This is a genomic window from Shimwellia pseudoproteus, from assembly GCF_016415625.1.
Classification (GTDB): Bacteria; Pseudomonadota; Gammaproteobacteria; order Enterobacterales; family Enterobacteriaceae; genus Shimwellia; species Shimwellia pseudoproteus.
This window is the reverse complement of sequence record NZ_WBXP01000018.1, coordinates 1-12,477: the sequence shown is the minus strand read 5'-3', so window position 1 is coordinate 12,477 and position 12,477 is coordinate 1. Positions and strand designations below refer to the sequence as shown.

Here is a 12,477-nt window from a genome sequence, read left to right as displayed (position 1 = left end):
ATAAATCCTAATTCTGGCAAGAAATTTAATTTTTGCTGCCGAATACCCGGCAATAGCACCCGACAGGTAAAACCCGTATCATTGCGCGCTTTGCGTACGATAAAAAGTGAAACCCATGACTCAAACATTTATTCCCGGCAAAGACGCCGCCCTGGAAGACTCCATCGCTCGCTTCCAGCATAAACTCAGCGCGCTGGGTTTTAACATCGAAGAGGCCTCCTGGCTGAACCCGGTTCCCAATGTCTGGTCGGTACATATCCGCGATGTGGACTGCCCGCTGTGCTTCAGCAACGGGAAAGGCGCCACCCAAAAAGCCGCCCTCGCATCAGCGCTTGGTGAGTATTTCGAACGTCTGTCCACCAACTATTTCTTTGCTGACTTCTGGCTGGGAAAAACCATCGCCAATGGTCCGTTTGTTCACTACCCTACCGAGAAGTGGTTCCCGCTGCCGGAAGACGATAGCCTGCCGGAGGGGATCCTCGATGATCACCTGCGCGGGTTCTATGATCCGGACCATGAGCTGGCGGCCAGCCTGCTGGTCGATTTGCAGTCCGGCAACGACGACCGCGGGATCTGCGCCCTGCCGTTTGTTCGTCAGTCCGATGAGCAGACCGTCTATATTCCGATGAACATCATCGCCAACCTGTATGTGTCTAACGGGATGTCCGCCGGTAATACCCGCAACGAAGCGCGGGTTCAGGGGCTGTCTGAGGTCTTCGAGCGCTATATCAAAAACCGCATCATTGCGGAATCCATCAGCCTGCCGGAAATTCCTAAAGACGTGCTGGCCCGCTACCCGGCGGTGGTGGAAGCGATCAACAGCATGGAAGCAGAAGGTTTCCCTATCTTCGCCTATGACGGCTCCCTGGGCGGTAAGTATCCGGTTATCTGCGTGGTACTGTTTAACCCGCAGAATGGCACCTGTTTTGCCTCTTTTGGCGCCCACCCGGACTTCGGTGTCGCACTGGAACGTACCGTGACAGAGCTGCTGCAAGGCCGCAGCCTGAAAGATCTGGATGTGTTCACCCCGCCCACCTTTGATGACGAAGAAGTGGCCGAACACACCAACCTGGAAACCCACTTTATCGACTCCAGCGGTCTTATCTCCTGGGATCTGTTTAAGCAGGATGCCGACTATCCGTTTGCCGACTGGAACTTCTCCGGGACGACCGAGCAAGAGTTCGCCACGCTGATGGCAATCTTCCGCGCCGAAGGCAAAGAGGTTTACATCGCTGATTACGAACATCTTGATGTATACGCCTGCCGTATCCTGGTGCCGGGGATGTCCGATATCTATCCGGCAGAAGATCTGTGGCTGGCGAACAACAATATGGGCAGCCACCTGCGGGATACTATTCTCAGCTTGCCGGGCAGCAACTGGGATAAAGCAGACTACCTGGCGCTGATCGAGCAGTTAGACGAAGAAGGCCACGATGACTTTACCCGGGTGCGCGAACTGCTGGGCCTGGCCACCGGTGCCGATAACGGCTGGTATACCCTGCGTATTGGTGAGCTGAAAGCGATGCTGTCCCTGGCGGGTGGTGATCTGGAACAGGCGCTGATCTGGACCGAATGGACAATGGAGTTCAATGGCTCCCTGTTCAGCCCGGCCCGCGCCAACTATTACCGCTGCCTACAAACCCTGCTGCTGCTCAATGAAGAAGAAGAGCGCCAGCCGCTGCAGTACCTGAATGCGTTTGTACGGATGTATGGCGCCCAGACAGTAGAAGACGCCAGTGCCGCCATTAGCGGCGAAGCGCCGTTCTACGGCCTGCAGCCGGTAGATGACACCCTGAATGGCTTCCCGGCCCATCAGGCAATGCTGGCCGCTTACGACAAATTACAGCGTGCTAAAGCACAGTGGTTTGCCGCAAATCCAGCTTAATACCACTTTTGGATAGGATAACTCTGGATTATCCGCTATATTACGGGGCATTGAATTGCCCCGTTTTTTTATTCCGCGGCGAATAATACTTTAAATGTAATAGCTGAGTTACCAATGGGTAAATAAAATAACAAGCCCAGGGGGCACTGCTACTTTTAAGCATTATTAGTCAATCTTTTTTTACGATTACAGGGAGGTCTCACAACGTTATTCAACAGATATAATAATTTTTAAAATTTATTTTTATCAGGATAATCAAAAACTTATGCCTAAAACTCACAATAACCCTGTAGTTTTCGGGCCCGTTAGCTTGGCGACATATGATCTGCATCAAATTTTACTCTATAATGCTTTGTTAGTATCTGGTCGCCGAATTAATAAAGAGAGAGTTAGTGTGAAAGCTGACAACCCTTTTGATCTATTGCTTCCTCCCGCTATGGCGAAAGTCGCTGAAGAAGCTGGTGTCTATAAAGCAACGAAACAACCATTAACGATATTTTATTTGGCAATCACTGCTGGCGTATTTATTTCTATCGCCTTCGTATTTTATATCACCGCAACCACAGGCGCGGCTGCAATGCCCTTTGGCATCACCAAACTTGTTGGTGGTCTATGCTTTTCACTGGGCCTGATCCTGTGTGTTATCTGCGGTGCCGATCTGTTCACCTCTACTGTTTTGATCGTCGTCGCTAAAGCCAGCGGCAGAATTACCTGGGGCCAACTGGCGCGAAACTGGATTAACGTCTATGTCGGCAACCTGGTGGGTGCATTACTCTTTGTCTTGCTGATTTGGCTGTCAGGTGAATATATGACGGCTAACGGCGCCTGGGGCCTGAACGTACTCCAGACCGCAGACCATAAAATGCATCATACTTTTGTTGAGGCGGTCTGCCTTGGCATCCTGGCAAACCTGATGGTCTGCCTCGCGGTCTGGATGAGCTACTCTGGCCGCAGCCTGATGGATAAAATGTTCGCCATGATTTTACCTGTGGCGATGTTCGTGGCCAGCGGCTTCGAACACAGTATTGCAAACATGTTTATGATCCCGATGGGGATTGTGATTCGTGATTTCGCAACGCCGGAATTTTGGACCGCGGTTGGGTCCAGTCCGGAGAATTTTTCTCACCTGACTGTGATGAACTTCATCACCGATAACCTGCTTCCGGTGACTATCGGGAACATTATTGGTGGCGGTTTGTTAGTTGGGTTGACTTACTGGGTAATTTACCTACGCGGCGGCGATAAGCACTAAGTACCGCAACCGGGTAGTAAATAAGATATCCACACTAGAAGGTAGGTGTTAAATGTCCGAGCTTAATGAAATGTTTGCCAAAGCCTGGGAAGGTTTTACTGCAGGTGACTGGCAGAATGGGGTCAACCTGCGTGACTTCATCCAGAAAAACTACACTCCTTATGAAGGTGACGAGTCCTTCCTGGCAGGTGCAACTGATGCAACTACCAAACTGTGGGCAAAAGTCATGGAAGGCATCAAAATCGAAAACAGCACGCACGCGCCTGTTGATTTTGATACCTCTGTTATCTCCACCATCACCTCTCATGATGCTGGGTATATCGCCAAAGATCTGGAAAAAGTAGTTGGTCTGCAGACTGAAGCTCCGCTGAAACGTGGTCTTATCGCGTTCGGTGGCATCAAAATGGTTGAAAACTCCTGCAAGGCTTACAACCGTACTCTGGACCCAGAAGTTAAAAAAATCTTTACTGAATACCGCAAAACCCACAACCAGGGTGTGTTCGATGTTTATACTCCGGACATCCTGCGTTGCCGTAAAGCCGGTATCCTGACCGGTCTGCCGGATGCTTACGGCCGTGGCCGTATCATCGGTGACTACCGTCGTATCGCCGTATACGGCATCGACTACCTGATGAAAGACAAATTTGCTCAGTTCACTTCCCTGCAGGCCAAACTGGAAAGCGGTGAAGATCTGGAAGCCGTCATTCGTCAGCGTGAAGAAATCGCCGACCAGCATCGCGCGCTGGGTCAGATCAAAGAAATGGCTGCCAAATACGGTTGCGATATCTCTGCTCCGGCTACCAACGCTCAGGAAGCTGCTCAGTGGACTTACTTCGGTTACCTGGCTGCCGTTAAATCTCAGAACGGTGCTGCAATGTCCTTCGGTCGCGTATCCAGCTTCCTGGATATCTACATCGAACGTGATATCAAAGCCGGTAAACTGACTGAAGAACAGGCTCAGGAAATCGTTGACCACCTGATCATGAAACTGCGTATGGTTCGCTTCCTGCGTACCCCAGAATATGATGAACTGTTCTCCGGCGACCCGATTTGGGCAACTGAATCCGTTGGGGGTATGGGCCTGGATGGTCGTACTCTGGTTACCAAAAACAGCTTCCGTTTCCTGAACAGCCTGTACACCATAGGCCCGTCTCCGGAACCGAACATGACCATCCTGTGGTCTGAAAAACTGCCGCTGAATTTCAAAAAATTCGCTGCAAAAGTCTCTATCGATACGTCTTCTATCCAGTACGAAAACGACGATCTGATGCGTCCGGACTTCGACAACGATGACTATGCCATCGCTTGCTGCGTAAGCCCGATGGTCGTTGGTAAACAAATGCAGTTCTTCGGTGCGCGTGCAAACCTGGCGAAAACCATGCTGTACGCAATCAACGGTGGCGTTGATGAAAAACTGAAAATGCAGGTTGGTCCGAAAACTGCGCCTATCTCTGGCGACGTTCTGGACTTCGATACCGTAATGGATCGTATGGATCACTTCATGGATTGGCTGGCAACGCAGTATGTCACCGCCCTGAACATCATCCATTACATGCATGACAAATACAGCTACGAAGCGTCTCTGATGGCACTGCACGACCGTGACATCGTCCGCACCATGGCTTGCGGTATCGCTGGTCTGTCCGTAGCGGCTGACTCCCTGTCTGCTATCAAATATGCGAAAGTTAAACCGATTCGTGACGAAGACGGTCTGGCTATCGACTTCGAAATCGAAGGCGAATACCCGCAGTTCGGTAACAACGACGCTCGCGTTGATGACATGGCTGTTGACCTGGTTGAACGTTTCATGAAGAAAATTCAGAAACTGTCTACCTACCGTAACGCTATCCCGACCCAGTCTATCCTGACCATCACATCTAACGTTGTGTATGGTAAGAAAACCGGTAACACCCCGGATGGTCGTCGCGCTGGTGCGCCGTTCGGTCCTGGTGCTAACCCGATGCACGGCCGTGACCAGAAAGGTGCTGTTGCCTCTCTGACCTCCGTTGCAAAACTGCCGTTTGCTTACGCTAAAGATGGTATCTCTTACACCTTCTCTATCGTTCCTAACGCACTGGGTAAAGACGACGAAGTTCGTAAAGCTAACCTGGCTGGCCTGATGGATGGTTACTTCCATCACGAACAGTCCATCGAAGGTGGTCAGCACCTGAACGTTAACGTTATGAACCGTGAAATGCTGCTCGACGCGATGGAAAACCCGGAAAAATATCCGCAGCTGACCATCCGTGTATCTGGCTACGCAGTACGCTTTAACTCCCTGACTAAAGAACAGCAGCAGGACGTTATCACTCGTACCTTCACTCAATCCATCTAATGTGGTTTTGACTGAAAAAACGTTTGAATAAGCGTAAAATGAAGGCTCCACGAAAGTGGGGCCTTTCTTATACTGGTCAGTATCAGACGTACTGTTGAGTGTAAGGCGATCTCACCTTCTCTCCGGAGCCGGTTTTGCCAGGTACCTGTTGTTTATACAGTTCTCTGCCAAAACAGACTCGACGCGGCAACCAGACCCGCGCTCACCCACCCCGCCACAGGGGGTATACATGGAGATAACACCGCAATGTCAGTAATTGGTCGTATTCACTCCTTCGAATCCTGCGGTACTGTGGATGGCCCCGGCATCCGCTTTATTACCTTCTTCCAGGGCTGCCTGATGCGCTGCATGTACTGCCATAACCGGGATACCTGGGATACCCACGGCGGTAAAGAAATCACCGTTGAAGAGTTAATGAAAGACGTTGTAACCTACCGCCACTTTATGAATGCCTCGGGCGGCGGTGTGACCGCCTCCGGCGGCGAAGCTATCCTGCAGGCTGAGTTTGTGCGTGACTGGTTCCGGGCCTGCAAAAAAGAGGGTATCCACACCTGCCTCGACACTAACGGTTTTGTCCGCCGTTACGATCCGGTGATTGATGAGCTGCTCGACGTAACCGATCTGGTGATGCTCGACCTCAAGCAAATGAACGACGATATCCACCAGAACCTGGTCGGGGTATCAAACCAGCGCACCCTCGACTTCGCCAAATACATCTCTAAACGCGGAATCAATACCTGGATTCGTTACGTGGTGGTGCCGGGCTGGTCAGACGATGATGACTCTGCTCACCGCCTCGGTGAATTTACCCGGGATATGGGGAACGTCGAGAAGATAGAGCTGCTGCCCTACCATGAGCTGGGCAAACATAAATGGACGGCCATGGGCGAAGAGTACAAGCTGGACGGGATCAAGCCGCCGAAAAAAGAGACCATGGAGCGCGTTAAGGGGATCCTGGAGCAGTACGGCCATAAAGTAATGTACTGACCCACCTCTCCACCTTATGCACCGGTCTGCGACATCAGGCCGGTGCTTTTCCCCACCTTCACGCCCCTTCATTAATCTGTTGCTGAATCAGCATGTAGCGGTTGAGTAGCTGATCCAAATAGATATCCAGCTGTAGCTGCTGGGCAGCCAGTGGCGCATTGTCCCCGGCGTGGCTGAGCTGATACAGACGTTCTTCCACCGGCACTGCCCGGGAAAAATGCTGGGTGATGGTAAAGACCATCGACTTCAGTTCAGAGCCGGTCAGATACTTCCCTTTGCGCTCATCAAGGGTATTCAGGCGCCGGGCCATCTCCTGCAACCCTTCCATCCCCTGGTGCCAGCCAGAAAGCGCCTCCGGCGGCAGAGCATTACCGTGAATATAGCCCTGCCACTGGGCGCGCAGCCTGTCGGCCTCCCCGGGTTCTGCCCTGGCAATCAGCGCAAAGCCATAGGTATGGCGCCACAGGGGCGGCAGTGCCTGTAACCGGTTTAACGCCTGCTCACTGGCATTCACCGGCAGTGCCCGATCCGCCCCCGAGGGTGAAGACGGCCACCCCCACCCTCCGGCGCCACCCGGCACCATCACCGACGCTATCCCCACCACCACACCGGTTACGACCCCCATCACTACACCGAGGATAAAGCGGCGCCCCGGATGCAGGCTGGGTTGCAAAGCCGCTCTCACCATTGGCGGCACTGCGGCGGGTGGTTCACAGTACCGGCCGCTGCCGGTATACACCGGACGTTCAACATACATACCCTCAGCCACCTCAGCGACAGTATCCGACAGCGCTGGCGGCAGGTGCCCGGGGGTGGCGTTTTCCAGACGGAGAGCCGCATTGTGCATAAAGGCACACAGGGCCTCCAGTTGGCGGGCACTCCCGGACTCCTGCTGTTGCAGAATATCCCTGATCCTGTTCAGCTGTTGCCCGGCCAGATATACCTGCGCCAGGTCGCCATTATTCAGCACCAGGGTACGCAGCGCCGACTGTAGCCGCTGGCTAAAACCGGCGAGGATATCGGCCCGGGCATGGGCAGACAAGGGCCAGAATACCTGCCACTGGTAGCGCAACAGGGCCGAGAGGATAGCCAGGCCGTCGTTCAGCCCGGCTATCCCGGCGGTGCGTGCCCGGGCAAGGGTATACCAGCAGGCGGTTTGCAGTTCCACGCCGTTGTGGCGAAACAGCACGCCGCTAAGCTGCACCACGCGGTGCCAGTCAATATCCGGGCGCGCCGGGTGAGAAAGTTTTGCCAGTTCGTCACACAGGGCGACATAATCCGGCAGCAAGCGCGGGTCGCCACCGGTTTTGTGTTGGGCGGGATTGTTCACGGGTTATATCCATTCAATAGCGGGAAGTGATGAAAGTGTCGGTGGCAAACTCGGGCGCTATGCGCCTGCATATTGCTGCTTCAGATGACGCAACAGTACGCGCCCTTCCGGTATAAACACCGTGCCATAGCGCACCAGCCCCAGCCCGTTGAGCTCCGCATCAATGGCGTAGCGCAACCTACCGGGATGCGTATGCTCCAGCACCACCACCGCGATGCTTTTCACCCGGGGTTCATATTTAAGCAGAACAGCCGAGAAGGTAGCCATCAGCTGATGGGTGGTACCCGGCATCCCCTGCAAAATGGTCGTCATATCCGGCAGGCCATAATCCGGCAAATGCGCCAGTGTCCCGGCCCGGCAGTTGAGAATACGCTGCATGTTATCCAGCACCGAGAGGATAACCTGGTGCTGCTCATTCACCTGATGGAGCGCCAGGCCGCCGGTGAAGTTCCCCACCAGCAACTCATACAGCGACGGGGAGTTATATTCCTGAGCCATTATTTATCCTTAATGGGCAGCAGCGTCAGATAGTTGCTGGCGGCCTCAAGCACCCGAGGTTTATCCGGGTCCAGTGCCGTACGGGGCAGCACCAGCTTCCAGGTGTTTTTGGTAGTGTCCGGGTGGCGAAACAGCCCCACTACAGCAACAAATTGCGCGTCGGCCGCCATTGGCATATCCAGGCTCACATTCCCGCCGGGCGTTATCACCACATCACGCCTGGCAAGCAGGTCACCTGCCAGCAGGATATCGCCCTCGTTCAGCAGTTGCTGATATACCGCCCGGTCGAACGTTTCCCGGGCCTTCAACTGGTAAACGCGCACCATCACCGGCTCAGACAGCGAATAGCTCTCACGGGTGTCGGTATTGAGTGCTGCGCGGGCGGTAAAATCCAGCCGCAGTACCTTAATCTGCGGGTAAAACACCGCCCGTAATGCCGACGCGGTGCCATCAGTGACACGCTGTGCCGCCCCGCAGCCCGTCAGGCTGAGGGCCAACAGCCAGGGGAGAATGTTAGACAAACCGGTATCTGACACGTCGATTTCCTTGTTGTGGTGTGGCGGGTTGCAGGCCCGCGTAATAACCCAGTTCGGTCGTTACGGTGGGCGGAATGCCCTCCGGGAGGGTTTCCTCCCCGGCGCCCAGCACGCCATTCATGCCCAGCCAGAAAGGCGCCTCCCCCAACGGAGTGGCTGCCAGCAACTGGGTACGGGCCGTTAGCGTGATCCGGGCGTTGAATCGCCAGCCCAGATAGACCCGTAACATCACCAGCAGATCCTGAAAGCACGCGCCGTCCGGCATCCACTCCTGGGTCTCCTGTGCGTTATCCGTGGCCAGCGCTATCAACAGCTGGCTGTTGGTATCCATCGCTTCATCCCCCAGCGGCATACTGCCATCCAGCAGGAAACCCGCCTCGCCATAAAATCCCAGCGGCTGGCGGATTGCGACGGGGCGCGGGCTATACGGGCTGACCCGCACCCGGGTGTGCGGCGCCAACAGACCCACCAGCACCTGCACCCCTTGCTGGGTTTTGCCCGGCTGGCGCAATACGCCCAGCAGCGCCAGAAAACGCGAGAGCGGCGTGGTGATATGGTTTGCGGTACCGGGGATCCCCAGCCCGGCCAGCCCGAGCAGCGCCCGGGAGATAGCGTCGCTGCCGCCGGGTTCGAAGCTGGCCGGGTAGCAGTATTTGCGCCAGATGCGGTAAAACTGCGTCAGGATGCGGTGGCTAAAAATATCGAGGAACCCCTGTAACGCCTCATGGCCCTCCCGACGCTGGGTAATGTCATCGAGATACGCCGTGGGCAGCGGCGAGTCAACACCGTATATCCCCATAAACGTGGTGCGGATAACAGCCGGTGCCGCGTCGTCCTCGTCATCATACTCAACCGCTTTCAACTCACTGACGGGAAACCCCATTCCCGGGTGCGGGCAAAAGCGCACCGGATCATCTGCGGGATGGCTGGTGGCGCCGAGTAACGGCTTGCCAGGCTGGCGCTTTTCCAGTAGCTGGCAGAAGCGATAGAAGCTTATCCGGTGAAGATCGGCCTCCAGTCGCGGGCTCAGCCGGGAATACGGCGGTTGTGCTTCTCTTCCCATTCCAGGCGCTCTCCGGTTGGTTGCAGAATAATAATCAGACGGTTGAACAGGTAGATATCGGTATACAACGCAAAGAAGCGGCTGAGCATTTCACCAAACAGGCAGATATCGCCGCGCCCGGCAAAGCCATGACTATCGAGCGTAATCTCAATCTGTACGCCGCGGACCAGATAGCCCTGCTCAAAGCGCTCCGCTTCGCTGTGCGTCACCCCGATAATGGCCTCCAGCCGGCGGCGGTTCATCTCGCTGTGGGTCCACTCATACAGTGCCAGGGTGCCGCGCAGCACATCGGCATTGTCCATCATCGAGAGAAAACTACTGCCAAGGTGGCTCAATATGCGCCAGTGGAAGCGATCCTGATCCGGCGGATAGCAGGGTAACGTCGGAGCGCAGAGATTACGCACCGCCATGCTGGCCGGGGTGGTTTTCATCACCCTATCGAGCACTGTGCTTTGCAGCGCGCGGCGCGGTAGCTGACCATTGGTGCCGGTCAGCGTCAGGGAGAGGCTCTCCTCTTCCGGCACAGTATGATTATCGAACGCCTCACCGCCGAGGGTAAGCCAGGTGTTGTGCAGCCCGGACGGCCCCCGGCGCACGCGGGTGTGGTAGTAATATTCCGGCGCATCATGGTGCAGCATCCCGCCTTTATGGCGAAAACTGGAGAATGGCACATACCGGTGCTGGCTGGAGGGCGTGACGGAATCCACGCTATATATTTCAGTGTGGCCATCCTGTATGCGCATCGGGTTAAGCAGGTATTCCGTTTGTAGTGCGTTCACCGCCAGCGGATCGGACTCCAGCGGGAAAAGGTTAATGACCGGCACACAGTTAAGCCGCAGATGCTTTTCGGTAAAGCTAAAATCGTGGGCCCAGCGTTCGCTCAGTACGACATCAATCTCAAACCCGCGCAGCTCCGTCGGGAAAGTGACCTGCTCCAGCCCGCGCAGTGCGGTAAACATAAACTTCTCGCGGAAGGTGAAATACTCCAGCAACAGCTGATAACCACTAAAACCGCTACTGCCCCTGGGCCACAGGATATCGTCGTCACCAAATCCTTCGGCAGTGAAATGCCCGTCCAGGGGCTTGCTGTCCGCCTCACCGGGTAACCTCAACCCCAGGCGGGCTACATTCATGGTAAACGCCTCGTGCATGGCACAGGCCAGTGGGGCGTCGGCATTGAAGTAAAACGCAATGCGGCTAAGATCGCAGCGTTGCCAGTCGGCCAGGTCGCTGCATTCAAAACGCAGGGTAATAACCGAACGGCCTTCAGGGTCGGTGAGCAGCCTGGCCCGTACCAGCGACAGCGGCTGAAGGCTGATCGCCTGGGTGGTGCTGTAGCGGCAGCGGGTGTCCTTCTCGCCAATGGGCCGCGACAGCACCTCAACACCTTTGGCAATAGATACCGGCTCTTTCAGTGCCCGCCAGTCCGGGTAAAATTCAACTACCGACAGGGACGGTATGGTACGCAGGTAATGCGGCCACAGCAGGCTGACCAGCCCTTCTGTCAGCTCCGGTAAATCGTCATCCAGCTTTTGGCGCAGCCGCCCCATCATAAAGGCAAAGCCTTCAAACAGCCGTTCGACATACGGGTCACGGGCACCGGCTTTATCGAGGTTTAGCCGTGCCGCCTGTTCCGGGTGGGCGCGGGCAAACTCTTCACCGGCCTCAAGCAGGTAGCGCATTTCAGCGTCGTAATAACGCAGGGTTAAATCGTCCATAATGTCTCACAACAGGAAGAATAACGGCGGGGAGGTCAGGTGAAATAAAACCGGACAAGGTGGAAAAAGACCGGGGCGGAAAAACACAGTGAATCAATACGATCCATCATGCCGCCATGCCCTTCAATCATGGCGCCAAAGTCTTTTACGCCGCGGTCGCGTTTTATGGCCGACATACAGAGCCCTCCCGCAAACCCTAACAGGGTGATGGCGAGGGAAATCAGCGCCGCCTGCCATGGCGCAAACGGTGTCACCCACCAGAGCAGTGCGCCGACTAACGTGGCGGAAGCAATCCCCCCAATAAACCCCTCAATGGTTTTATTCGGGCTGAGCGCTGGCGCAATCGGCCTTTTGCCGATTAACTTACCGAAGACGTATTGCAGCACGTCAGAAAGTTGCACCACAATCATCAGAAACAATAACAATTTTATATTCTGATTTTCGTATCCGGCCACGGGTAACATCAGTAGCGCTGGCGCATAGCTAATGCAATAAACAGCAAGCATCATACTCCACTGTATTTTGGCACTTCTTTCTAAAAAGTTTTTACTGTCACCGGAGAGCGCCATCCGGGTGGGGATAAATAAAAATGCGTAGACCGGAATAAAAATGGCAAATACGCCGTACCACTGAATACCGACAAGAAAATATTGCAGCGGCAGAATGATGAAAAAACACCAAAAAAGCGCCTCGTGATCGCCGCGCCGGGTCGGCGTTAGTGTGATGCACTCCCTTAATGCAAAGAGCGATATCACGGCAAATAGCAATATGGATCGGCTTTGTTGAATAAATCGAACTTTTAGCCGAAATTAGGATCAGATCACCACACTCCTGACCCTGTAGCGACATCCTGTGACAAAGCAAAAGTTCAAA

9 protein-coding genes and 1 pseudogene are annotated in these 12,477 nt (G+C 54.7%); 4 read left to right on the top strand and 6 right to left on the bottom strand.

Annotated features, from left to right (window positions below; all coding sequences use genetic code 11):
- The first annotated feature begins 115 nt into the window (after nt 1-115).
- The 4 genes from ycaO (at nt 116) to pflA (ending at nt 6,459) form a co-directional block, all read left to right on the top strand.
- The gene (gene ycaO, locus F9C28_RS09950; protein ID WP_199015058.1) at nt 116-1,885 is read left to right on the top strand and encodes a 30S ribosomal protein S12 methylthiotransferase accessory factor YcaO; all 1,770 of its coding nucleotides are present in this window, start codon (nt 116-118) and stop codon (nt 1,883-1,885) included.
- A gap of 394 nt (nt 1,886-2,279) precedes the next feature.
- Nucleotides 2,280-3,137 (top strand): formate transporter FocA, encoded by an 858-nt coding sequence (focA, locus tag F9C28_RS09945; RefSeq protein ID WP_199015057.1) that lies wholly within the window; start codon nt 2,280-2,282, stop codon nt 3,135-3,137.
- 52 nt (nt 3,138-3,189) lie between these two features.
- Nucleotides 3,190-5,472 carry a formate C-acetyltransferase gene (gene pflB / locus F9C28_RS09940; RefSeq protein ID WP_199015056.1) on the top strand — a complete coding sequence of 761 codons (2,283 nt, stop codon included), beginning with the start codon at nt 3,190-3,192 and terminating at the stop codon, nt 5,470-5,472.
- A 246-nt stretch (nt 5,473-5,718) separates the two neighbouring features.
- Nucleotides 5,719-6,459 (top strand): pyruvate formate lyase 1-activating protein, encoded by a 741-nt coding sequence (pflA, locus tag F9C28_RS09935; protein WP_199015055.1) that lies wholly within the window; start codon nt 5,719-5,721, stop codon nt 6,457-6,459.
- A gap of 58 nt (nt 6,460-6,517) precedes the next feature.
- On the opposite strand, the gene F9C28_RS20380 is transcribed toward pflA, so the two are convergent.
- The 6 genes and pseudogenes from F9C28_RS20380 to F9C28_RS09905 all read right to left on the bottom strand — a co-directional run.
- On the bottom strand, nt 6,518-7,789 hold the full coding sequence (locus F9C28_RS20380) for a VasL domain-containing protein (protein ID WP_199015054.1): 1,272 nt from the start codon (nt 7,787-7,789) through the stop codon (nt 6,518-6,520).
- Between the two features lie 57 nt (nt 7,790-7,846).
- Complete coding sequence (tssE, locus tag F9C28_RS09925) at nt 7,847-8,287, bottom strand: type VI secretion system baseplate subunit TssE (RefSeq protein ID WP_199015053.1); 441 nt, start codon at nt 8,285-8,287, stop codon at nt 7,847-7,849.
- Nucleotides 8,287-8,823, bottom strand: coding sequence for a type VI secretion system lipoprotein TssJ (tssJ, locus tag F9C28_RS09920; RefSeq protein ID WP_332909409.1), 537 nt, complete (start codon nt 8,821-8,823; stop codon nt 8,287-8,289). The genes tssE and tssJ overlap by 1 nt, the downstream gene beginning before the upstream one ends.
- A complete protein-coding gene (gene tssG, locus F9C28_RS09915; protein ID WP_199015052.1) occupies nt 8,801-9,886 on the bottom strand; it encodes a type VI secretion system baseplate subunit TssG in 1,086 nt (361 codons plus the stop codon). Before tssG ends, tssJ begins: the two co-directional genes overlap by 23 nt.
- Nucleotides 9,850-11,604: a type VI secretion system baseplate subunit TssF gene (tssF, locus tag F9C28_RS09910; protein ID WP_199015051.1), complete on the bottom strand. Its 1,755-nt coding sequence runs from the start codon at nt 11,602-11,604 to the stop codon at nt 9,850-9,852. The genes tssG and tssF overlap by 37 nt, the downstream gene beginning before the upstream one ends.
- Before the next feature lie 35 nt (nt 11,605-11,639).
- A pseudogene (locus F9C28_RS09905) lies at nt 11,640-12,377 on the bottom strand (phosphatidate cytidylyltransferase); the annotation flags it as partial.
- Nucleotides 12,378-12,477: the final 100 nt, after the last annotated feature.